17 protein-coding genes and 3 tRNA genes are annotated in these 24,506 nt (G+C 45.6%); 7 read left to right on the plus strand and 13 right to left on the minus strand.

Annotated features, from left to right (window positions below; genetic code table 11):
• Positions 1 to 18: 18 nt before the first annotated feature.
• From AC1DCV_RS08185 to AC1DCV_RS08235, 11 genes are read right to left on the minus strand one after another with little or no spacing between them, the layout of a single operon-like run.
• On the minus strand, positions 19 to 1,698 hold the full coding sequence (locus tag AC1DCV_RS08185) for an alkaline phosphatase family protein (RefSeq protein ID WP_477022731.1): 1,680 nt from the start codon (positions 1,696 to 1,698) through the stop codon (positions 19 to 21).
• Between the two features lie 34 nt (positions 1,699 to 1,732).
• Entirely contained in the window at positions 1,733 to 3,199 is a 1,467-nt protein-coding gene (locus tag AC1DCV_RS08190; RefSeq protein WP_477022732.1) for a M60 family metallopeptidase, read from the minus strand.
• Positions 3,200 to 3,228: 29 nt separating this feature from the next.
• Positions 3,229 to 4,965 carry a DUF4983 domain-containing protein gene (locus AC1DCV_RS08195; RefSeq protein WP_477022733.1) on the minus strand — a complete coding sequence of 579 codons (1,737 nt, stop codon included), beginning with the start codon at positions 4,963 to 4,965 and terminating at the stop codon, positions 3,229 to 3,231.
• A 30-nt stretch (positions 4,966 to 4,995) separates the two neighbouring features.
• Positions 4,996 to 6,639 (minus strand): DUF5008 domain-containing protein, encoded by a 1,644-nt coding sequence (locus tag AC1DCV_RS08200; RefSeq protein ID WP_477022734.1) that lies wholly within the window; start codon positions 6,637 to 6,639, stop codon positions 4,996 to 4,998.
• A gap of 24 nt (positions 6,640 to 6,663) precedes the next feature.
• On the minus strand, positions 6,664 to 7,374 hold the full coding sequence (locus AC1DCV_RS08205; RefSeq protein WP_477022735.1) for a fasciclin domain-containing protein: 711 nt from the start codon (positions 7,372 to 7,374) through the stop codon (positions 6,664 to 6,666).
• A 17-nt stretch (positions 7,375 to 7,391) separates the two neighbouring features.
• Complete coding sequence (locus tag AC1DCV_RS08210) at positions 7,392 to 8,900, minus strand: RagB/SusD family nutrient uptake outer membrane protein (protein ID WP_477022736.1); 1,509 nt, start codon at positions 8,898 to 8,900, stop codon at positions 7,392 to 7,394.
• A gap of 41 nt (positions 8,901 to 8,941) precedes the next feature.
• Positions 8,942 to 12,145, minus strand: a complete 3,204-nt coding sequence (locus tag AC1DCV_RS08215; RefSeq protein ID WP_477022737.1) for a SusC/RagA family TonB-linked outer membrane protein — start codon at positions 12,143 to 12,145, stop codon at positions 8,942 to 8,944.
• Positions 12,146 to 12,203: 58 nt separating this feature from the next.
• The gene (locus AC1DCV_RS08220) at positions 12,204 to 13,247 is read right to left on the minus strand and encodes a DUF5007 domain-containing protein (protein ID WP_477022738.1); all 1,044 of its coding nucleotides are present in this window, start codon (positions 13,245 to 13,247) and stop codon (positions 12,204 to 12,206) included.
• A gap of 31 nt (positions 13,248 to 13,278) precedes the next feature.
• Positions 13,279 to 13,950: a hypothetical protein gene (locus AC1DCV_RS08225; RefSeq protein ID WP_477022739.1), complete on the minus strand. Its 672-nt coding sequence runs from the start codon at positions 13,948 to 13,950 to the stop codon at positions 13,279 to 13,281.
• Between the two features lie 8 nt (positions 13,951 to 13,958).
• On the minus strand, positions 13,959 to 15,494 hold the full coding sequence (locus AC1DCV_RS08230; RefSeq protein ID WP_477022740.1) for a RagB/SusD family nutrient uptake outer membrane protein: 1,536 nt from the start codon (positions 15,492 to 15,494) through the stop codon (positions 13,959 to 13,961).
• 21 nt (positions 15,495 to 15,515) lie between these two features.
• Positions 15,516 to 18,545 carry a SusC/RagA family TonB-linked outer membrane protein gene (locus AC1DCV_RS08235; protein ID WP_477022741.1) on the minus strand — a complete coding sequence of 1,010 codons (3,030 nt, stop codon included), beginning with the start codon at positions 18,543 to 18,545 and terminating at the stop codon, positions 15,516 to 15,518.
• 657 nt (positions 18,546 to 19,202) lie between these two features.
• Here AC1DCV_RS08235 and pepE point away from each other — a divergent pair.
• From pepE to AC1DCV_RS08265, 6 genes are all read left to right on the plus strand, one after another.
• Positions 19,203 to 19,910 (plus strand): dipeptidase PepE, encoded by a 708-nt coding sequence (gene pepE / locus AC1DCV_RS08240; RefSeq protein ID WP_477022742.1) that lies wholly within the window; start codon positions 19,203 to 19,205, stop codon positions 19,908 to 19,910.
• Positions 19,911 to 19,960: 50 nt separating this feature from the next.
• Positions 19,961 to 20,551 carry a TetR/AcrR family transcriptional regulator gene (locus AC1DCV_RS08245; protein WP_477022743.1) on the plus strand — a complete coding sequence of 197 codons (591 nt, stop codon included), beginning with the start codon at positions 19,961 to 19,963 and terminating at the stop codon, positions 20,549 to 20,551.
• A 30-nt stretch (positions 20,552 to 20,581) separates the two neighbouring features.
• Positions 20,582 to 20,657 (plus strand) — tRNA-Ala (locus AC1DCV_RS08250).
• A gap of 48 nt (positions 20,658 to 20,705) precedes the next feature.
• Positions 20,706 to 20,780: transfer RNA gene (locus AC1DCV_RS08255), tRNA-Trp, on the plus strand.
• Between the two features lie 63 nt (positions 20,781 to 20,843).
• Positions 20,844 to 20,914 (plus strand) — tRNA-Gly (locus AC1DCV_RS08260).
• A gap of 28 nt (positions 20,915 to 20,942) precedes the next feature.
• A complete protein-coding gene (locus tag AC1DCV_RS08265; RefSeq protein WP_477022744.1) occupies positions 20,943 to 22,289 on the plus strand; it encodes an SDR family NAD(P)-dependent oxidoreductase in 1,347 nt (448 codons plus the stop codon).
• Positions 22,290 to 22,292: 3 nt separating this feature from the next.
• On the opposite strand, the gene AC1DCV_RS08270 is transcribed toward AC1DCV_RS08265, so the two are convergent.
• Together AC1DCV_RS08270 and AC1DCV_RS08275 are read right to left on the minus strand one after the other, a co-directional pair.
• A complete protein-coding gene (locus AC1DCV_RS08270) occupies positions 22,293 to 23,012 on the minus strand; it encodes an SDR family oxidoreductase (protein ID WP_477022745.1) in 720 nt (239 codons plus the stop codon).
• Positions 23,013 to 23,092: 80 nt separating this feature from the next.
• A complete protein-coding gene (locus AC1DCV_RS08275) occupies positions 23,093 to 24,025 on the minus strand; it encodes a helix-turn-helix domain-containing protein (protein ID WP_477022746.1) in 933 nt (310 codons plus the stop codon).
• Between the two features lie 39 nt (positions 24,026 to 24,064).
• Between AC1DCV_RS08275 and AC1DCV_RS08280 the strand changes: the two genes are divergently transcribed.
• Positions 24,065 to 24,409, plus strand: a complete 345-nt coding sequence (locus AC1DCV_RS08280; RefSeq protein ID WP_477022747.1) for an ADP-ribosylation/crystallin J1 — start codon at positions 24,065 to 24,067, stop codon at positions 24,407 to 24,409.
• The last annotated feature ends 97 nt before the right edge of the window (positions 24,410 to 24,506 follow it).

Consider the following 24,506-nt stretch of genomic DNA (forward strand, 5'->3'; position numbering starts at 1 on the left):
AAAAAAATGCACGTACTGTTAGAAAAATTTGAGCCATAAGCGACCCTCAATTTCCCAATTAGTATCGATCTGAAGATTAAGCCAGTAAGCTATCTGGTAAAACACTTCCTTGGTATAAGGAGGCGTTTGCAACTCCGAATTACCTGCACAGGGCAATACATAGTTCAGTACATCCCAGGCATAACCACCTTTCAGTTCAAAGTTTTTCCCAGTGGCGCCAGGAGCCTGATTTCTGAGTAAATTACCTTTCCCTTCTTTACAAGGCCAATAACCAATCAGCTTATTATAATTGGGATGTGTTTCATCAATCTGATTGGTGCAGGAATATTTCGCAATGACATCACTGGTGAGTGAATCGCCCCATATACGCACATCAGACATGTACATATTTTCCGGAGTACCGATAGAACCGGGAATGTATCCCATGGTAAGTGGCGCCGTGGTATTAAAATCTCCATTGGCAGTGATCTCCTTTGTATTATTCAGCACACCGTCAGTATAGGTTTTCACCCATCTCTTATTATTGGACGTCATGTAAATGACTGCTGAGAGCTGATGCCAGTTACCGTCATTCATCTTCCCTCCTTTGCACTGAATGTTGTTCTTCCCTTTCTGGCCAAAGTTTATCTGCCATACATTTCCTTCCTGGAAAAAACACCAACCAACCACGCCTCCATCAAACGAAGCGCGTTTAGAGAGGAATGCCGGGTAGTTAACCGAGAAGTTGGGAGTATAGTTCCGCATTTTTGCTTCAATGGTATAGTTACCTGTACTACCAATATTGTACATACTGTTATCCTGCAGAATAGCATTTACAGCACCGCTTCCCTGGTCGTACATGTGTACACCATATTTAATGGCCAGCGGTACTTCTATTTCATGCTGATACAAATCCGGGCAATAGTAGAGAGAAAACGCGTTGCGCTCTGCATCTGAGTCGGCGCCATATGTATTATCTATTCCACCGTGAGTGGATTGTATAATGACCAGCCAGTTTTCGTTGGCAAAATCAGGTCTGCTTTTCATCCCATCCAGCAATTCACCGATATAGGTATCCAACTGGTTCACAGCAGCTACATAAACAGGATTGTCTCCACTGAATGCGGAAGATTTACCGGCTTTGTTAACCCCACTGAAATGCGTAATCATCAGGTCCATGCTATCTGCTTTCAGGTGAGTCACTGCTGCATTTTTCACGGCCGCATCATCATCATTCGTAGTTACTTTTACAGTGGCGTCTGCCAATAATGTTTTATTCAACTGATCCCATCCGGTTACGGAAATCGTTTTCAGTTTTCGCTGGCCGGAATTTTTCAGCAGTGTAAGAAAGGACGCAAAACGGGCGCCGCTGGCAGATCCCGGTGTAATGCTGCTATCTCTTATATTATTCTTTTCAACACCTGTTCCGGTCATAATACTGGCCCAGGACGTAGCATCGGTAGTAATAGAATCCGCAATAGCGTCCCAGCTATAGGTACTATGTGGCATCAGGCTTTTGATAACCGGGGGCTTGATCTTTTTCAATTCAAGACCCGATAAGCCATCTACTACTATCAACAGTACTTTGCTCTTATCTGAAAATTTAGGTTGCGGCGTATTGTCATCCGACACCATGCCTATTTTTTTGCAGGCCCCTGTCAGCAGTATTGTTGCTGTAAGTGTGCAACCCAGTATATATTGTAAGGATCTTATGCGCATAATAATTTTATTTTGGCTGACTGTTGGGAGATGATCATCTGATATCATTTTTCCATACCTGTTCCGTAAGTACCGGCAAATCGGCGACATCAGCCACCGCGGAAGCCGAAACAGCAATGCCCCATTGATCAAAAAACGGTTTGAGATTTACACCTGCATATCTGCTGGCCTTCACAAAGAAGAAGTTTTTCTTCACCTCATTGATATAGGAAATACGCTCTTCATGGCGGGCCTCTTTACAGATATATCCCATCATACCATAACCGTAACGCTGGAACAACTGTACAAAAGGTACCAGTCGCTGGAAAACATCTTTTACATCTGAAAAGTGTTTACCATTCCCAACGGCTTTGGCAGCCCAATCCAGTGCTGGCTGCACAAAATTCTGCTCTTCATCGTATACGCGTGGAGGTTTGGTACCGTAACGCTGCGCTATCTTAAATACAAACAGGTTATTGGAAGTTTCTCCCAATCCGTCCGCTCCACTCCAGCTCCACATGCTACCCATCTGGAAGTTATGACCTATCTCATGGAAAGGTCCCCAGCTGGCTCCTTTGTTGATCTCTGCCACATCCAGGAAATCACTGTGCCAGTCGAGATACGCCATACAGGGATAACCATTATGACCACTGCCCAGCGAAATCTGTATGTCCAGTACAAAACGCTGCGGTGTACCCGGCGCCTGGTCAACCGGATCTGCAGGGTTATCGGATAAACCATACCATTCGTGATAATCTTTCTCTATTACCTCGTCCCACTTACTCATCACGGCACCTGCATCAAATTTATCCAGCAGGCCCAGTAATACTTTGCGGTAGGCCGTTAGTATAAACCGTTTGCCTCTCAACTCCAGCACCGGCACCTGCGAGCGGCGTACCTGATCTTTCCACGCAACAGGATCTGTTTCTCCCAATACAAAGTCAGGCGCTTTGCAAACATTACTGAGGGTAATAGTTACTGTTTTTTTAGATGGCAGCGCAGGAATCATATATACCAGGCCACCATAGATATTGCGGATATAGTTTACGCCCGGCAGTACCACACTACGGGTGGTGATCACACCCGCGCGCAACTGGGGCAACTTACCGTTTACATCATCGGTATGTGATCCTATTTGCACGGCCATTCCTTCCATACCTTCAGGCACTACTACTTTCACCAGTTCGCCGGGCGCAGCGTAATAGCCGGTGCTCAGCCACGCGCCAGGAACTACACTGATCCGGATGTTGGGCGAGGCCAGTTTAAAGTCCAGGTTAAGTGTTACCGGTACATTATACAAACGGGGTTCGACAACAGAAATAAGGCCGGGAAACTTACGCGCATCTGCAAAGCCGCTGCTGTCGATCTTGGACATACTGGTATCGATCGCTCCAACGCCGGATGTATCGACAGCCAGTGGCTTGTCATAGCCATCTTTATAATCATAATCTTTTTTACAGGCTGTCTGCATAGTCACCAGCAGTGTTAACCCTACGACAGACCTGATAAATGATATTTTCATTGCACTGTTTTTTATGTTAAACACCATGATTATTGAATGGTAGATGGGAAATCACGATAATTCGCAGGCCATGATTTTCCTACCAGGTTCCATTCCGGTTGTACCGGTACCTTCATCCAGTTCAGGATCATAAAGGGGATATCTACCGGGTTGGGTACATATCTTTCCTGGTTAGGAATCACAGGAAACAGGTAACCACTTACATCACTAAAAGGCGCCCATTTATAATTTCCTTTGAGAGAAAAATTCTTCCCGGACGGACTCTTATCTGCAAACACACCGCCCTGTGCATCCAGGCATGGCCAGTAGCCAATGAGGTTAGCGTAATTAGGATGTGATTTGTTCACATAAGTACGCGGAGCCCATTGTTTGATAACTTCGTCAGATACTACGGTATTGAATATACGAACATCACTCATGTACATATCCACATACTGGTCGGTAAATACTTCGGTAAAATACCCCATGATGGTGTTGGCTGAACTGGTGATACCGGCTACATTGCTGGCCATTGAACCGGTCGCTTTGTTTTCACCATCCAGGAAAACAGCCGCTACATAGCTGGCTCCTACTTTAGTCACGGTTCCTGTGATCGTATGCCAGTCTCCATCTGTGAATCCTACAGATGGTCTGATCTCGATTTTAGTACTGCCATCACCTATAAAGAAGGAAATATTACTACCATTACGGAAAAATGCCCAACCAGGTGTGGTGCCGCTGCGGGCGGCTACCTTTCCAAAAAATGGCGGATAGCTGTAAGTATAATTTCCATTGGGGCCTTTATTAAACTTCACTTTTGCCTCAAAGGTCATTGATCCTGATCCGATATTATACAACTGCCCATCGGCGTTCTCTGCACGCACGTAGCTATCAGGGGGGCCATACAATCTCACGGCGCTGCCTTCATACGGCACGCGGATATTTTCTGGTCTTACCACTACTTCGCTTTCAAAGCGGGGGTTAAAGAACAGCGTAAAAGTATTCTGCACAGGATTGCTGAAAGGGGTGCCGTCATTATCTTCCGGCGCCACTGGCCATGTTCCGCCATGATTGGAGGTAACGATCACCAACCAGTTTTCATTGGCAAAGTTTTTACGGCCACGCAATGCCGCCATGATGCTGCCTACATTTTTATCTGCATCCAGGATCGCCTGATTGTATTGTGGAACAGATTCATCGAACCCATATTGTTTGCCGGCGGTTTCTACTTTATTAAACTCCGCAAACACCACTGACGCGCTATCATTTTTCAGTTCGTTGATCACAGCGGTGGTTACATCCACGTCTGAAGTAAATGTTTTATTTACATCCATGCTGTTCGCGATCAACTCCTGACTCAGGGTTGCCGAAGCACAGAACGCAGCGCTGCGCGATATGACGCCGGCATCTTTCAGATATTTGGTAAATACCGGGTAAGTGCCCAGGTTTTTATTGGTATAATCATCACCTGTTACACCATGCTGTGCACCTGTAACTCCTGTGAGCATATCTGCCCAGGTGGCTCCATCAGCGCCGGATGCATCACCGATACCGGTCCAGGAAAACACGGAACTATCGCGCATACTCCAGATCACGGGCGGTTTCATCGACTTCATGGTTTCTCCCCTGGCACCATCTATCACCAGACAAAGTACTTTAGGCGTGCCGGACATTTTGCCCGGATCATTGGGGTATACTTTCCTCTCAATTCTACTGTCGCTCGCCTTATTACAGGCAAACAACGTAAAGATGGCGGCAACTCCCAAAAGCGAAATAATCTTTTTCATACTATGATTAACTGATTGTGATGATTATTTTTACTTGGCGATAACCATACGGAAAATATTTCCTACCGCTGTATTATCAAATGAAGAAATCGAACCGTACACAATCACGGCTGGCTCTCCCTCTGCCGACACGGTTTCTGTCATCCCATAAACAAATCCTGCCAGCTTACCGGTGTTGTTGTAACCAGCGGCCAGCGAACCATCGGCATTCATGATCACCATTCCTTCTCTTACATAATTATCATACTTATCGAAAGTTCCGGCTACTACTATTAGTCCGTTGTTTAGTTGTAAGGCATACGCAGGGGAACCGGAGTTAAACAGTTTAGGTTTAAAAGTGCTTACTACAGATCCATCTTCATTCAACATCATGATACCATCACAAGGGATGCCGTTGAACGATTTAAAAGCGCCGGTGATAATGATCTTTTTTGTCACCGCATTATACTTTATGGAGAATATCCTGTCATTTGCGCCACTACCGGATTTGAAAGCCGGGTCTACTCGTCCGTTCTGATCCAGGCATACAATATTTCCCGCGCTGATGTCATCAAACTTGTTAAAGGAACCACCCATCACTACCCTGCCATCAGGCAATACAATCGCATCCAGGATGCTGCCGGCAGCACCGCTGAATCCTTTTGAAATGGCCAGGTTATAATGATAGGAAGAGTCGAGGTTGCCGTCCATATCCAATGCCATGATACTGTTTACATATCTTACATCGATCGACCTGTCGGTTTTCGTAGAATTTTTATAGTAGTACTGCAGATAGTTAAAAAAGGTGCCTAATACCAATACGCGGTTGTTGGTATAAAATATTTTCTGCACTACACCGGATACGCCGGCATTGAAAGCAGGGACGGTATCAAATGAGTTCTTCTCCTCTTCATTGGGATCGCCCTCGTGCGCATTGCCACCTGTCGTTTCCGTTGGGATGATTTGCACGGTGGTGGTATCTACCTGTCCGCTTGGATAGATGCGAGTGAGGTTCGTCATTCCCTTCATGCGGCCATATTGGGTAAAGAAACCACCCAGTACAAATTTACCGTTGGGGAGCTGCGTTGCGCCGGAAATACTTCCGGACATACTTACTGCCGAATCTGTTTTGAAGGCACTCACAAACTGTCCGTGTTTCTCTATCAGCGCAATGCCATTCAGCGGATTACCTACGCCATTACTGTTATAAGTTTTGAAACCGCCCACCATCAGGTAACGGTTATCAGAAGTAGGCAACAGGTAATTAATGATACCATCTGCACCGGTACCGGCTTTGAAAGTATTATCCAGCTTTACCTTTCCAATTACTTTAAACACCGGTCCATGGAACACCTGCAACCCGATATTTATGTATGGACTTCCAGAGCTACTGGCTGGCGGCACTTTTACGGTAATGGCCCCATCTGAAATCGACACTATTTGCGCCTCCTGACCTGACAGAAAAAAATGCAGGGAGTCTTTATAAGCCATCAGCCCCGTTACTTTAAATGTTACCAGGTCGCCGGAAGAGCCCTGTGAAGGATTGGGTAGTTCATCGCTGAACTTTACGCCCAATGGAGGCTTCCCTCCAGCGTACGGATCGGGGAATACACTCCCGTCATCTTTTTTGCAACCAGCCACTATTGCCAGCGATAGCAGCAGTAACCATATATTTTGTCTGAACAATTGCATCATCTGAATAATTTGTGAAGGGAGTAATTAATGTAAGTCCAGGCCATACTGCAAACAGCGGCTATAGAATTCGGATACACTGAACCCAAAATCATGTTTTGAAAAAACCAGTACATGCACGGCACCGTTTGTGGGCTCTATGTTGGCTGAAGCTACAAGAGCCGGGAACCAATAAAATGGTGGCTGTGAGATATCGGGTGTATAAGAGATCATCAACTGCCGGTATCCGGCATATTGCGCGCCGCCTTCGTTGTTATATATTACGCCGAGGTTCATGGGTATGCTGTCGTAAGAGCGCATAAACACACCGGGATATGTTTTATACTGGGCAGGATCTATCTGTGGGATATCTTTCAGCATATACTTTCCTTTGAAAATATAACGGGAGAGCATTTCCCGCCATACCGGCGCTGGTACCTGTGATAATTTGGTGATGGTATCCTTTCCCGTGAGGAACAGCACCTGGTTTACCAGGGAGATTGTACTATCAAAACAGGGATTAGATGGAGCAAAAAAGGTGATGGTTTCATTTTTGAAAACATTTTCCATTTTCGTCATACTGATCACCTGCAGCAGTTTACTGAAGTATTCAGGTTTTGACTGAAGATATTCCAGCACAGTACCATTGAATTTTCCTTTTGCAAGACCGGTATCCTGGTAATAATCTTTTTTGCAGGCGGCGAACAGCATCACAGTCAAGGTGAAACCTGCCAGGAGCGATAAATATTTATTTTTCATGTTCAGCAGTTTTTAGGTTAACGCCAGTATTCATTGAGTTTCATTAAAGCATTGTTGGTAAGCGCACTTTCTGCGATAGGCCAGGTCCAGGCGCCGCGTTGGAAAGCCGATTGGGAAATGGGCGCTGTGCAGTATTCCTGGTTGAGGATACGGTGCGTGCGAACAAGGTCATAGTAAGCATGTCCTTCTCCCATCATTTCTTTGGCACGCTCCCAGAAAATAGCATCCTTCAGCTCAGTAGCATCTGAACCGGCATAAAAAGCTGTTTCTGCGCGGCCACGAATGAGATTCAATAAACGGATCGCCTCAGATTGATTGGCAGCGCCTAACTCCGCATTCGCCTCTGCCGCCAGCAGAATAGCATCCGCATAACGGAATACGATCAGGTTACCATCAAATGCAATGTTACTGCCGGAGTTGCCGATGAACTTCCGGAACTCTACGAGGTTGCCTTCCCGATACATAGTATTGGCGTCAAACCAGAGGTCTTTTCTTTTATCCGCTACGCCCAACGGGTACATCTTCTCCAGGAACTTGCCTACGTAGTTTACGTAAGAATAGCCGCTGCCGGCGCCATGCTCCAATACATTATCGTTCAGGTACTGATAACCCAGTCCGCGTACTTCTCCATAGTTTACATTCTGCGTAAGCTCAAACAACCCTTCTTCAGATCCTCCCCTGTACAGGCGGCGGAATTCTGAGGTGGTCAGCAAACGATGCGCGCCGCCATTTTGTTCCATCAGCTCTTTGCCGAGTGCCACAGTAGCTTTATAGTATTTGTCTTTATTGGCTTCATCAAAGCCCGCGTTCCACATGTTCATATGCATCATCAATGCCAGTGCTGATCCACGGCTGGGACGCACGGCTTTCATTTTAGGATCACTGTAAGCCCAGGGCAGATCATCTTTGTACTTCGCCATTTCGGCCAGGCAGGAATTCAGTACATCAGTAAACTTAGTACGGCCAATGATTTCATTGAAGTATGGCTTTGTGTAATAAGGCACATCTCCATACAGGCGTACCATCAGGAAATACAGGAAATTTCTCACCCAAACTCCTTCCGCTTTATATCTTCGTTTATCCGTAGCCGATATCTGGGTGTCGGGAATATCGTCCACACGGTCTATCAGGATGGCAGCCGATTGTATTACCCGGTAATATCCCTGCCAGTTAGGAATATCGTTAAAATGGAAAAAGCCATTCCAGTAACCCTCTTTCATTAATCCTTTCAAATCGTTGTACACCAGGAAGTCGTAGTACGGGCGTCCCCAGATGGCGCGGGAAGTGGATGTTTGACGGTATATACCGCAGCGGAACTCTGCTGCGAGGAAGAAAGAGTTGGTCAGCAGTACATCCGCGATCTCTCCGTAAAGGTTATTGGTAAACTTTTCCGCATCGGCTTTGGTTTGCCAGAAAGTGGAGCCGGATTCCTTGTCCGTGGTAGTCGTTTCCAGGAACTTCTTACACCCCGGCATGCTGGTGCAAAGTAAAGCGGCCATTCCTATCGCAAAAACTAAACGCTTCATATATCACAGTTTAATTGCTTAATACATTGATTGTTTATATCCTAGAACTGCACGTTCAAACCCATTGTCACGGTTTTTCTCACCGGGTATCCACCTGTCTGATCTCTTCCGAGTGCAGATACGTTTTCCGGGTTAGGGCCGCTGTATTTACTGAACATGAAAGGATTACCCAACGTGCAATACGGACGACAGGAGGTAATACCCCAGCGGATGGTTTTGTCGCGCGGTATAGTATAGGCCAGCGTGATAGACTGTATCTTCAAATAAGAACCATCTTCTTCAAACAGGGTCTGTTCTACGCGATACGGCCTTATGTTTTTATAGCGCTGATAATCGTACGGATTAGGATACTTCGCATTGTCTCCATTCTTAACCCAGTAATCGTATTGATCCAGTGGCACCAGGGCGCCAGGTACGGTGGGTCTTCCGTTGGCATCATATCCAAATGGATTGGAAAAGCTGTTAAAACGGTCCTGTACGGCGTTATTTAATATAGCGCGGATGGCCGTGTAGCTGCCGGTAATATTAAGCGACCAGGGGCCGTACTGCACAAATGAACTAAGTCCTCCGGTAGCGAGTGGCTGAGAGTTACCGGCATAAATGATATCTGCATCATTGATAATATAGTTACCATCACGGTCTGTCCACCTGGGATCGCCGGCTTCTGCATAATAATAATTTTTACCATCGGCAGAAGACACCAGCAGCGGCCTGCCGGTGGCAGGATCTACCTGTACGCTGCCTGGATTGGAATACGCGCCGGTATTGTTCAGCAGTAAGTTGGTTAAACTGTTACGACCTACACGGTACAGGATATTTTGTTTGGCCGTTTCATCATACCATATATACTCCCGTTTACCATTTGGCAGGCGGGTCAGGATATTTTTATTGAATGCGCCATTAACAGTAATGGTCCAGTTTAATTTGCTGGTAGCAGGTAAAGGGCGATAGGTAATGTTAAACTCTATCCCGATATTCCTCATGGCGGCATCGTTCGTTTTCACTTTGCTGAATCCACTACTGGTAGGGAGTTGCAGCTCCATCAACATGTCGCTTACGTCTTTAATGTAAACGTCCATTTCGGTAGACAATTTACCTTTCCATAATCCGAGATCAAAACCACCATTCCACTGGGTAGTAGTAACCGGTTTCATATTGGCATTCGGTAACTGATCGTAGGAAATACCACTCATAGAACGGTCATTGTATTTACCACCGTTACGGTCGTCGTACACACCATAAGCATCAAAAATGGTACCCTGTGGCGTTACATTCCGTCCCCAGGTAGCGCGAAACGAACCATAGTCAAGCCAGGTTTTATCTTTCAGCAGGTTCTCCTTATTAAAATTCCAGCGGACACCGATAGAAGGGTTATTGGAATACGGAGTAGCTTTCCCGGTAGTGGAAGATGCATCGCGCCGGTAGGTAAGATCCAGCATATATTTTTGCATGTAGTTGTAAGAGAAGGAAGCCGCAATAGAAACCATCCTGTTGTCGGAACTTCCATTCAGTACACCACCTGCATCKAATGCACCACCGGATCCGATGGGTCCCAATACATGATCACTTGGCGTAGCACGCTGACGCAGCATGGTAGCCTGAAAAGTGGTTTTAGTCAGCTCATTAAAAGCAGAAGCGCTAAAGTTATGTTTATTATTTACCGACTTGTAATAAGAAATACTGCTACGGCTATATAAATTAGTAGAACGATCATTATAAGCCCTTACTTCCGAATAGTTGTTATTGATAGCTGCGGGAATAAAGTTATCCTCTGTACCGGTGGTATTACCAAAACTGAACTGGCTGGTGGCATGTAAACCGGTGAGCACTTCATAGTCTATATCCACATTAGTGGTTACATTCGCTGTTTTATTCACGTTATCATTTCTCAAGGCTGCTACTGCGTTGGCAGAAGCAGAGTAAAAAGAAGGCGCCGGCAAAAGGGAAGACTGACCTCCGGCTTTACCTACATCCGTTTGCGTGATACCATTGCCACTACCCTTACTGTTTTGTCCGAGACTGGTAGTCACCGCACCGTAAATCTTCAGCCGTGGTGTGGGCCGGTATTGCATGTTGGTGCTGAGAGTATAACGGTTAAAGTCAGTGTTCTTTACTACTCCTTCTTCATTATAATAACCGAGATTGGCTTTATAGTTAAAGCGGTCATCACCACCGGAAACGGTGACGTTATGCGTTTGGTTATAGGTGTATTTATAGAACAATCCCTGCCAGTTGGTAGAATTGTTATAGTAAGGATTGAGGCTGTCTGCCAGGAAAGGCGTGGCATTGATATCAGCCTGTGCGTACTTTAATGAATCCGTATAAGTAAGGATCTGCGAAATACGTTGCTGCCTTTCGCCGTTACCGCCGATTACTTCCCGCAGGGTAGGCGGAATACTTACGAAGAAATTACCTGAATATTGTACGATAGGCACTTTTGATTTACCGCGTTTGGTATTGATCAGCATAACGCCGTAAGCGCCACGCGATCCATACAATGCAGTAGCCTGGGCATCTTTCAGAATCTGTACACTTTCAATGTCTTCGGGTGGAATCAGTGATAACGGATTCAAACCCGGGCCTGCCTGATTAAATCCATACTGGTAATTGGAATTGGCATCAACGGGGATACCATCGATCACAAACAATGGCGAGGTAGGTGCCAGGAAAGCATTGCTGCCGGAACCGGTGATGCTCAGTGTAGACAACCCCCTCATTTGGATAGTACCTGCATAACCTGGTGCGCCGGTATTATTCTGGATATTCAAACCCGCTACTTTACCCTGCAACAATTCCAGTACGTTGGATACCGGTACATCCTGCAATTGTTTACCACTGATTAACACAGTAGATCCGGTAGTGGTTTCTTTTGTTTTTTTCTGATACCCGATCACCACCGTTTCATTCAGTTTATTTTCTTTTACCGTGAGATATATCCGCATCAGTTCACCGGTTTTGGCTTTTTGCACAATGGTATTAAAGCCCAATGCCTGGAAGCTGATATCGGCTCCTGCCGGTACAGTTACAGAAAAACTGCCGTCCCCTGCGCTGGCGCCTACTCCTTTAGGTGGCTTACCGCTGAATATGACCACGCCCGGTACAGGAGAGTTGCCGCCTTTCTCATACACGATTCCTTTTACCGTTACCGTCTGATCCTGCGCCGAAGCTGTAACAGCGAGCATTACAGCTATCAACAGCGCGATAAGTGGTTTTATCTTCCCTGGTATAGTGTTATACTTATACATGAAGGTTTGATTTTTTCATTTGATGATTTTATTTTCCTGCCAATGACATCTGTTTTGATCAGTTGTCTCTGAAATCGGGATTTCCTTTCCAGAACCAGAATACAATTTTCCAGACGCCCGGCTGATAGATGGCGAATTGTGTTCCTACCTGCGCGGTTACTCTCAATGCGCCATTGGAAACACGATCATAGCTAAAAGTGGCTACTGCACGATCTCCAATGCCATTGGTATATTTTGTTTGCCGTAAAGCCAGCGGGATAGGATACGCCACGTCATAGGTTACTCCTTCCGGGGTAAATTTTGGCTGCCCGAAGTGGTGCACTACGTCTTCCCATTTAGTATGTTTAAACAACGCAGGGTTGATAGGATGGTAGGAAGAATCGCGGAACTCAAATGTGAGGGAGTTACCGGTGGCATTCGGATCTTTGTAAAATACTGTTATTACCCCCGAGTTACCAATGTAACTTTCATCGTTATAGTTCTTTACACCAGATACCAGGTAAGCATACGTATATCCGTTGGCGTTACCGGTTACCGGATCAATGGAGCTGGGTGCATATGGCTGCGGGCGAAGCGGCTTCAATGCCAGGTCGCGGATCATTTTACTGCCGCCGCTGTTGGATACTTCCACATCAAATTTATACCCGGAATCCGGCTGCATTTTGATAGCGTTCAGGTATTGCAGATCGGTAGGCGCCCACATAACAAATTGCCCGGAGTGCTCCCGTACTTCAAACAGGTGGTGCTGTTCAATGGTACGCTTCTTTTCTATTTCTTCACGGGTGGTTTCCAGACCAGTATAAGCTTCTTTCCATACCAGTACCGGGAAAGTTTTATTAAAGATGTCCGCGGATCCGCCATCCACACTTCTCATATTCATGATTTTAAAAGTGAGTGGACTGGTAGAGTTGTCTGCGTTGAAAATATTGGTGGCAGGATCTTGCGGCAACAGGGAAGTTCTTCCCAGCACCGGTTCAAACGTAGTTTGGGTGTAGTTAGCTCCTGAACTGATAAAATCCACGTCAGCCGGCACTTTTACGCAGGCATACAGTAGTAATCCGGAGGCGGCCAAAACTGTCAGCAACTGAAATGATCTTTTCATTGTACAATTATTTATCGGCTTCAGCTAAAAGCTATTTGTTAAATCTGTTGATGAATTCATTAAATCCAAATTCATGGTCTTCGGCCAGGATGTGCATCACACCGTTCCTCAAATAAGTATCCATCGACATGGTATTGGCCCTTATCCATTTGCTGATGTAAAAGGAACCTTTTGTATCACTGTAGATGATGTATGCCGGTCCGCCGCCTGCATAACCCGAAGCAGTTTGGGTATATAGCTGCAGGTTTACTTCACGGCTGTATTTGATGGAGTTGATGCCACGGCCATCGGGGTATAACAACAAACTATCGGTTGGATATACACCCGGCACCACGTAACGGCAAAACAACGTATCCAGGTTTTTCTGATCCAGATCGGCCAGGGATAAGGAGGCCAGTCCTTCCTTTTCCCGCAATACATTGAGGTTACGCATGGCTGTTTTAAAACTGGTATTGGTGACCGCAAATAAAGTAAGCTGTGTATTACTCATTACCCGCTTTAAGCCAAGCCGGTCGATGACCACCACCATAGAATCAAAAACGCCCACCTGGCTTTTAAGATAATCGTACATGTTGGCATCTATCTGTGTAGCACCCTTGGTGTATGATTTATATCCTCCATCCTTCTGGCAGCCGGTAAAAAATGTACCAGCCATTAACAACAGAAGGCAACATATTCGGGTATAAGCATGTATCTTTTTCATAGCTGCTATTATTTATTCCAGTAAGCATTTTGAACAAGCTGATGATTGGCGCTCAGCACTTCATCCGCAATCGGCCAGTAGATACCTCCGTTGCGCAGCAATGGTCCCAGCTCACTGCTGCCAGGACGCAGGCGGGCAAACCGTACCTGGTCGTACCATCGCCAGCCTTCTCCCATCAACTCTCTTCTTCTCTCCTTAAAAATTTCTACCAACAGATCTTTGCCCTTAAAAGAAGGACTTACGATCCCCCTGCTCACCATTACAGTAGACAACCACTGCATAGCTTCATTCGGATCATTTAATACGGTGGCAGCTTCCGCTCTTAACAGCGCCAGCTCTTCCAGGCGGGAGAACATCATAGTGCCATTGTACAACCGGAAAGTACCTTTGTCAGCTTTCCCATCTTCAATCACTTTGATCTTGCTGAACACCGGTGTATTGGTGGTGTAATTGGAGAAGTAATAAGTTGTTAGCGGGTAACCTGTGGTCAGATCAATACTGAAGCGTTCATCCCCGTTCCATTCGAAATATTTAAGAATAGAATCCCTTGGAATATACATAGCCGGCAACTGGTTGCTGGTAATGGGCTGCGCCAGTGTATATTCTTCCAGGTGACCGGCGGTAATGCCTTCTGCATTCAGATAATCGAATGAAAAATTCAGGATCTGACTCGGTCCTCTGCGCGCAAAAAAGCCGCTATCGCTGGCACAGAGTATATCCGTTTCCGGTGTAAAGGAAGCATCCGCACGCGTGTAGTTATCGAGAATAAAACGGGTGTAAGACATTACATCCGTATAGTGTTGCTGCCAGGCTGCAATATGTGACAGCACGGCATATGCGCTGATCTTATTAAACAAGGTACCGGCCCAGAAACTGTATCCCTGGTTAAAATAAAAACCGGGACTTTGCGGATCAGTACTGTTATAAATGAAAGGCAGGTCCTTTGCAGCAGCTATCAATTCTTTCTCTGCAAAATCGAGCACCTTTGCCTGTGGTGTACGTGGCAACTGCGGGAATTGTCCATCGTAAGAAGATACGATCAGCGGCACATCACCCCATATACGAACAATATAGAAATAAAGGAATGCGCGCAAAGCCCTTGCCTGCGCCACATCTAACTGATGATTTAACCTGGTATAATAGGCATCTTTCCCGAGTATGTCACCCGATCTTTCTATGAACAGGTTGGCCGCATTGATGGCCGCATAAAATCTGCGCCAGCTTTTAAGCGATTGCAGTTGCGGGAAAGAAACATTTAATTCATTATTTACAACTGCTTTCAGATCGGCACGGGAGGTAGGCAGGAAGTCGCCCTTGCGGAACTCCCCATACATCCAGAACGCAGCATTATCCGTGAGCGCAGCGCGGGTAAGTCCATACACCCCTATCAGGGAGCTACGGGCATCTTCCACAGATGACCAGTAATCCTTGTCTGTCACCAGCCTCGTGGATTTTACATCCAGCATTTTACTGCAGGACATGCACATGGTGATCAAAGCCAACACCAGCGCCTTTTTTGTTACTAATCGAAATATATTATTCATGCTTAATGAAATGACAAATGATTATAAATCCAGTTTCAATCCAATGGTGTATGTTTTGGGAATGGGTATCGCATAACCGTTATCATAGCCATTGTAATAAGTCAGTTCAGGATCTCCGCCGGTATAAGCAGTAAACGTAAGCAGGTTGTTACCGGTAGCATATACATAACACCTGCTGATGCCCGGCGCCAGTCGCTTCATCCACCTGGTACCCGCCAGATCATAGCCCAGGGATACGGTGCGCAGTTTTACAAAAGAGCCGTCTTCCAGGAACAGGTCCTGATCCGCACGATACGGAATCACAGCGCTCCATGGATTATACTGCGGATATGTTTTCATATTTTCAGGATGCTGCCAGTAAGTGATATCTTTTACAGACTCCAGGTTGGATTGTCCGTCGTGGTTTACAAAATCGTAACGCACCGCAGTTTTGCTGTTCAGGATATTCATGCCGCCGGCAAAATAAAAGCTGAACGACAGATTTAAATTGCCATACCGGAAGTTGTTATCGAAACTACCGGTATATACAGGCATACTGTGTCCCTTCATTACTTTATCCTTGTCGTCTACAATAAAATCGCCGTTCCTGTCTTTCCATGCCGGATCACCGGGTTTAAATGCTACGCCTTTGAAATTAAGTGGTTCGTTGTTTTTTGGGTTGATGGGAATGTCTGCCACTTTGCTGTATCCGCCTGTATTTTCATACACCCAGAACTGGTCCACGGCCTTGCCTACTTCAAACCTGCGATCACCGGTAACGAATGACTGCACACCGCCAGGTAAAGCCTTCAGGGTATTTACATTCCATGCGCCGCTGATCGATGGGGTCCACTGGAACTTTGCCGTGCGGATCACATCGCCCGACACGCCCGCTTCAATACCACGGTTATTTACATGCAAGCCACTCATATATGCGCTGGCGTAACCAGATTCCGCTACTACCGGCATCGGCAGCAGCATATTGCGATCATCTTTTGAATAATAATCTGCTGAAATACGCAACCGGTTATGAAAGAAAGCAGCATCGGTACCGATCGTAAGTATATCTGTATAAGACCAACCAATATCGTCTCCTACCCAACCATAGGAATAGGGTCTGGACAAACCGGCAACGCCGGTATACGAGTAGGCGTTGGGGTTACCAGACCAGCCCATATCCACTTTATATTGCGGGCCGGCAGCGAAACGATCGTCACCATACATCCTGCCAATACGTCCCCAGGAAGCATGCAATGTCCAGTCACTAAGTATAGGCGTATGCGTTATAAACTGATTTTTCAGGTTCCACTCTCCGCTAACCGAAGGTGTGAGTAACCAACGTTTGGATGGCGCTACCAGCGAAGAGGCATCATTGCGTAATGTTAGCGTGACGCGATAAATATCCCGGTAATTATATTTTACATTACCATAAAAAGACAACAGCCGCTGTTTCTCCGCATCAATAAAGCGGTATACCAACTGGTTGGCAAAATACAGTGGTGATAAGTAGTTGCCTTTACCCGCATCGCTCTCCACAATATTCACCTTTACGCGGTCGCTGATACCTTTATATGCGCGCTCGTAGTTATACTTTTGGAGATCGGCCTGGAATGACTGTCCTGCTTCAAAATTAAAATGATGATCACTGGAAGGAGCCCAGGCATAGTCTATGACGTTTTCAAAACCAGTACGCTGATTGTTACCAAAATAATTGGATGCGTAGTTGGCGCCATCCATTAAGGTAGAGGGATAAAAGACATCTCTTAGATTTTCATTGTAATCGTATAACAGGCGCGTGGTATAACGTAGTTGCCTAAACGCAAATACAAGCGAGAATGTTCCCTGTATACTGTTTACATGGTTTCTGTCGAACCCTTTACGGAAGGCATCCCGATACTGGCCATACGCGTCCTTACCGGGGGATAGCGGGTTTGACAGGTCAGGGATATATGCTGTTTCCAGAAAGCGGTCCTGCATGGAAGTATTTCTGACACGATCCATTCTGTTGGCATTGATCATAGCAGAAGCCATGAGCCATTTAATGGGCGACATATTTACAATAAAGGAGCCGGTGTATTTATCGAGGCGGGTATTATCTGCAATACCATTTGCCTGTGTTTTATCGCCAAAGAAACGGAAATTGGCTCTTTCAGAACCGCCGGAAATACTGGCGTTAATGCTGTGTTGTGTAGTATTGTGGAAGTACAGATCGCTCCAGTTGGCGTTACCGAAATATCCCTGGTTAGAGGAATCACGCAGGTAAGATGGGAAACTGAGTGAATCTGCTGTAGTGGCGTACTGCTGATAGAATGGCCTGCGGAAGCGGTTTTCATACTGTGCATTGGTAGTATAAACCGGATCAAACAGGTTGACGCCGAAGTAACTGTTCACGCTGATTTTTCGTTTACCTGAAGTAGCATTTTTAGTGATGATATTAATCACGCCATTGGCGCCCCTCGGTCCAAACAAACTGATAGCGGCGGCATCTTTGAATACCTGTACTTCTTCCACATTATCCAGGTTAACGATAGAAAGCAGGTTGGTAGCTGGTCCCAGCCTGGTTTGATCGGAGTTCTGTATATCATACACCAGGCTATTGTCCTGGATCATGGGCACGCCATTTAAATACACGGCGGGTTGTACCTGGCTAACATCTTTTTTTGACAGAAGTGGCATAGACAAACCACGTATATACATGAACTGTTCGGTGCCGGGTTCTCCGCTGGGCTCCTGTGTATAAAGGCCTCTGATGTTACCTTTCACCATTTGCTGCAGCGAAGTATAAGGAAACAGGGCAACATGCTGTACGTTCAGGGTATCATTATTTTTAAATGCTGCATTTACCCATTTCCTGTTGATGGTGTTGATCACATCATACTCGGAAATAACGGTGGTATCTTTTTCTTCGTTGGGAACAGAATCCAATGCTAAAAAAGGCTTGCCGTAATCCGCTGCCATAGCGTGTGGCGAGCCAATGCATAAGGTAACATGCATAGTACAGCAGGCTGCTATCAGCGAAAGGATCCAGCGCCGCTTTTTTCCGGACAACCGCGTGGATAGATGATCTCTCATTGTTCATTAATATTTGAAGTGATTCATTCCGGGCAATAGCATTCCGTTCAGGCATTTTTCAATGTCTGTGCACAAACAGAATACCGCCGTTATTTCAGCTATTTGTTGCTAATAAAATCTGTTTAAAAATGGCCGTAAAAATTACGCATAGGAAGGTCCCTTCCCGTGGAATACTGGTATAAATTTTTCATTGTTCGTGTGTTTATATGAGAAATAAGCCGTTTAAGATCATAGCTCCGCCGGTAGACAAACAGGGTCCATCAAAGCAAAAAACATCGGGTATACACGGATTACAGCCAAACAAAAAAGATATTCATCTCTCAGTCAAACCGATCATTATTTGTTTACAGGGAAATCTTCAGTGCGTTACGATTCTGGTTCTAATAAATGCTTTTGAAATTTGGTTGAATACTAAACTATTGTTTCATTGTTGTCCACTATCATCCACAAAGTAATAAGCGTAGTTGCTACGTCATATTCCCAAAACAAAACGTGATAATTATATGACACAGGAAATTATGCAAAGCATTTCTTTTGACGCAACATCGACATAGAGATGACAAATAAGGATCAGTATCTGCTAATTTATAATCAGAAACAGCATCATTTATATTTTTAGGGAGATGACCTACATTTGCGCTGTAATTTTTTGGGACTATGAAGCATTTTATATTGGCAAGTACCTCCACCTTGTTTGGAGAAACCTATCTGGCTTATCTGCAACCGGCCATGAAAGTATTGTACGCAGGCGTAGATGAAATCATATTTATTCCGTTTGCCCGTCCGGGTGGTATTTCCCATGATGACTATACCAGCAAGGCAGCGGAAGCATTTGGAGCTATCGGCATAAAAGTAAGGGGACTGCATACATTTGATGATCCGGCAACAGCCATTAAAAATGCGAAGGGCTTTTTTACCGGGGGAGGCAATACTTTTCTGCTGGTAAAAACACTACATGACCAGGGACTGATGTTTATATTACGTGATGCCGTGAATGGCGGCGCACCATATATGGGATGCAGTGCAGGGAGCAATATAGGTGGTGTAACCATGAAAAACACCAATGATATGCCCATTGTATATCCGGCCAGTTTCGACACCATGGGGCTGATCCCTTTTAACCTGAATCCCCATTACCTCGATCCGATAGCAGGTTCCCAACATATGGGAGAAACCAGGGAAACCCGTATCAGGGAATATCTTACTCAAAACACTACGCCGGTATTGGGACTGAGAGAAGGTAGCTGGATCTACGCACATGATACCCACTTAACACTGCAAGGCAATTTGAGCGCCCGCATTTTTGAAGTGGGCAAAGAGCCGTATGAACTGCCAGCCGGTAGTTCCCTCAGCACCCTGAAATAAAAATGTAACCCAATCCTTTAAAAGAACAATCATTCTTTTATCTTTGCCACATGCGTGCAAAAGATGAAAATAAAGCCTTCGTCATCCGGGAGAAAGCTATGGAGATGATTGTTCAGGAAGGATTTGATGGTATGAGTATGCATAAACTGGCCAAAGCGGCCAAAATATCTGTCTCTACCATCTATACCTATTTTAAAAACCGGGAGGACCTGCTGAATCAATTATATGTAGAAACCGGCAATCTTTTCATGCAACAAATGATGAAAGGGTTTAATCCTGATATGGATTTTGAAGCGGGGTTATGGCAACAGTGGCATAACCGCTATCAGTATATTCTGCGGTATCCGCTGCATCATCGCTTCTGGGAATTGTTCCGGAACTCTCCCCTCGTGGAAAAGCAGAATTTTTTGGAGGAGCATGCCTTCAAAAAGGCCATGCTGCAGTTTATTTTGAATGCAGAGCAAAAAGGAGAAATCGTATCATTGCCCACAGAAATTTTCTGGGCTGTAGCCTATGGCACTTTTTATACCCTTATCAAATTTCACCTGGATAATTCCACTATGTCGGGAGCACCTTTCACGCTCAGCGATGACAAGCTGAAACAAACCTTTCAACTTGTCATGAAATCTTTGAGAGTATAATGGTAATGTATATATTATCTTCGCAGCGGTAGAAGTGTAGCTCAGATGGAAGAGCACTTGCCCTGCACGCAAGGGGGCACCGGTTCGATCCCGGTCGCTTTTACCAATTTTATTATAACTGCAACGTATATAATTTCATTATCTTCGCCGCGGCAAAAGTGTAGCTCAGATGGAAGAGCACTTGCCCCACAGCTTGAGGTCACTGGTTCGACTCCGGTCACTTTTGCCAATTTATCTTCTTCCCCCATAACGTTTCCGTATATACGCCTGATTTATTACTTTCGCTGCGGCAGCAGTATGGTTTAATTGGAAAAGCACCCGACTGCCAGTAGGGAGTTATCAGTTCGAGTCTGATTACTGCCGCCTTTCTTTCTATTTAACCGATAAGATCATGCAGGAGTTTTCAGCAGCCGACTGGGACAAATTTTACGAGGTATTACAATTTCTCAGCAGACATCCCTTTGATTCTCCTGACGCCGAGCGTTTAAAAGGACTGGTTACAAAAATCTACAAAACCGCCCGCAAAGAAATCAGGCAAACAGAAAGCGAACGCCGCTACCAGGCCGATCAGCAGAAGCTGCAGAACACCGTTGTGTTTCAGCAGGGCCTAAAGTCTTCCATAAATCACACCATCACCGACACCATTTATTTGCCCGTACAGCAGGAACTGGAAAATGCATGTATCTGCTATTCATGCCGGCAACCATATACGACCGTACATTATCACTATCACCGGCTTTGTCCCACCTGCGCACAAATTCACCTGGAAAAGAAGGCACAGCGTGTATCCTTAACCGGTAGAACAGCTATTGTTACCGGCGCCCGCATGAAAATCGGGTATGCAACCGCACTGCGCCTACTACGGGATGGCGCCACAGTGATTGCTACTACCCGCTTTGCTGCGGATGCATTGCTGCATTATACCAAAGAACCGGATTATGCCTTATGGAAAGACCGGCTCACCATATACGAACTCGATCTTATCAGTTTACCACAGGTAGAACAATTTATTCAATACCTCTACCAAACATTGCCGGCACTGGATATCATCATCAACAATGCCGCACAAACGATTCATTATCCGCAGGAATATTACCAGCCCTTAGTGGAGAAGGCGGCGCAACTTCCGCTACTGCCGGAGGCAGACCGGGCAAGAATTGTAGCTCCCGCACCAGTACAACCCACACTCATTGGCAACAATGAATTATTTCCTGCCGGACAGCTTGATTTCTTTAATCAGCCACTGGACCTGAGAAGCAGCAACAGTTGGGTCATGAAGCTGGACGAAGTAGATACGGCAGAGGTGTTGTCTGCCAACCTGGTGAATAACATATCCCCCTTTATGCTGAACAGCCGGTTAAAGCCGTTGATGCTGCAATCCTCTTTCCCCGATAAATTCATTATCAACGTTACTTCTTCGGAAGGACAATTCAGTTATGCCCAGAAAACCATTTATCACCCGCATACCAACATGACCAAGGCGGCACTTAATATGATGACACGCACCAGCGCTGTTGACTATGCAACGCAACATATTTATATGAACAGCGTAGATGTGGGATGGGTATCTACCGGTAACCCGATTGAAAAGAAATCGAGACTGGAACAAAGAGGCTTTTTGCCGCCATTGATGCTGGATGATGCCGCAGCAAGAATTTATGATCCTATTCTGCAGGCGATAAATGGTGAACCCAGCTTTGGAAAACTATATAAAGATTATGCAGAAGTAACCTGGTAATTTTTACAACGCTAACCCACCATCACAACGTATTACCGTACCTGTTATATTACCATTCCGCATCAGGAACAGGATCGTATCTGCTACATCTCCAGGCTCTCCTACCCTGCCTACCGGTGTTTGGGAAGCATAGGTTTCAAAGGTATCTGCTTTGGCATCTGCCGGCAGAAAATCCCACCAGCCGGTATTAACGACCCCGGGAGAAACGGCGTTGATACGTAAGGGTTGGATTTCTTTGGCAATAGAAGGGATCATTAATTCCAACGCACCATTAATCGCCGCCAGACCGGATACGCCCGGCGCCTGTGATATCGCTGAAATAGCCGTAATCAGGGTAATACTGCCGCCCTTATTGATATAAGGCAACGCCGCCTGCAGGGTATTCAGTTGTGGCCAGAACTTGCCTTCAAAGCCTTCGCGTAAATCTTTCAAAGACAGGTCTGCAAATTTACCTGCTCCTTTAGCGCCACTCAACGCAATCACCAGGTGATCAATACCTCCCTGCGCACTAAAAAACGCATCCAGCTCTTTCCGGTTATTACTATCCATCGCCGCAGTCTGTATGCCGGGATTCGCTTTGGCTGCATCTGCCAGCTTGGCGGCAGAGCGACCGGTAACAGTTACATTCGCTTTTTCGTTGGCCAGTAATGCAGCGGTAGCCAGCCCTATGCCGGTAGAACCGCCTGCAATAATTACTTTCTTACTTTCAAATGTGGTAGACATATTGTTATCTTTTATGTACACAAAGTTGGGGCATAAAAGCCGATGCGATGTTATCTGTATTATGCATTGTATTAACCCAATTATGCATTTTTACGGTACGACAACGGGGTTTGTCCTGTCTGCTCCCGGAAAAACCGGTTGAAACCCGCAGGGTCACTGAAGTTCAGTTGATAGGAGATTTCTGAAATGGCGATATCTGTATACCGCAATACCGCTTTGGCCTCCTGCACCAGCATATCCGCAATGGCAGCAGATGCCGTATGCCCGGTTACCTCTTTCACCGTACGGTTCAGGTGATTTGGGGTAACGCCCAGCAAAGCCGCGTAATCTGCTACCTTTTTCTTAGCGAGAAAATGCTGGCTGACCAGTTTCTTAAACCGGGGCACCAGGTAGGTATTTCGTGTATCTGTAGCCGTTAGGTGCAACTCCTGCGCTACATAGCTCCTTTTTACTTCCAGCAGCAACAGGTACAGGTACATCCGCACCGCCTTTTCGCATCCGGATTTATGATGCCGTAATTCTTCATTTATCTTACCTACAAAATCCGCTACTGCTGTAATGGCGGCCTTATCCAACTGTATAAAAGGCACACCGGAATAGTCGAAAAATGGAAATTCTACCGGTATTTTACCGGCAGGAATAATGTCTTGCAGGAAATCGGCATTAAATAAAATATAGTAGCCAAAAGTATCTGCACTGATATTATCCTTGCTGAATACCTGCCCCGGAAAGGTAAAACTCAACGTGCCCGCCCTGTGCTGAAACTTTTCCAGTCCCAACTGTACATCCACGCTACCACTTAATGTAATACTGATCCGGTAAAAATCGGATTTGAGCGGCCCCAATGCAGGCCGCAATCCTTCGCTGGAATACACTTCAAATCCCGGAATACGTTTGGCTGCTTCCAGGTTATTATACCCGAAGTCAGAAGTATCGTCTTCCTTACGGTGCAGGTGACGGAAGTCGTTCAACACATACTGCGGGATCTCGGGTTTACTGATTTTTGTGCTCATTTGCCTATATTCGTCTTTAAAATTAGACAAAATATACCAATGAAGTTAACCACCCTTTACCGACCCGTAGGACCAGATGAACTGGTGTTAATAGAACAATCAGGCTGGAAGCGATTTCCTCCCAGAAGACCGGATCAGCCCATTTTCTATCCCGTTATGAATGAGGCATATGCCATACAGATATCTGTGGAATGGAATGTACCGGCGTATGATGCAGGCTTTGTTACGAAGTTTTCGGTAGACAGTGATTTCCTGCAACGTTATGCCGTTGAAAATGTAGGCGGAGAAATACATAATGAATTATGGGTACCTGCAGAAGAACTGGAGGAGTTCAATGATCATATTGTGGGTGTGATTGAGGTAACACAGGGTAGTATTACATAAAGTGTGTCACGGTGGTTAAAGATTAAGTTTCAAACGTTCACTAAAAATAATTGATAATTGCGCCAATGTCTGATTCCAGTTGTGTACTGGCTTATTC

The organism is Chitinophaga sp. 10T418, assembly GCF_056394125.1.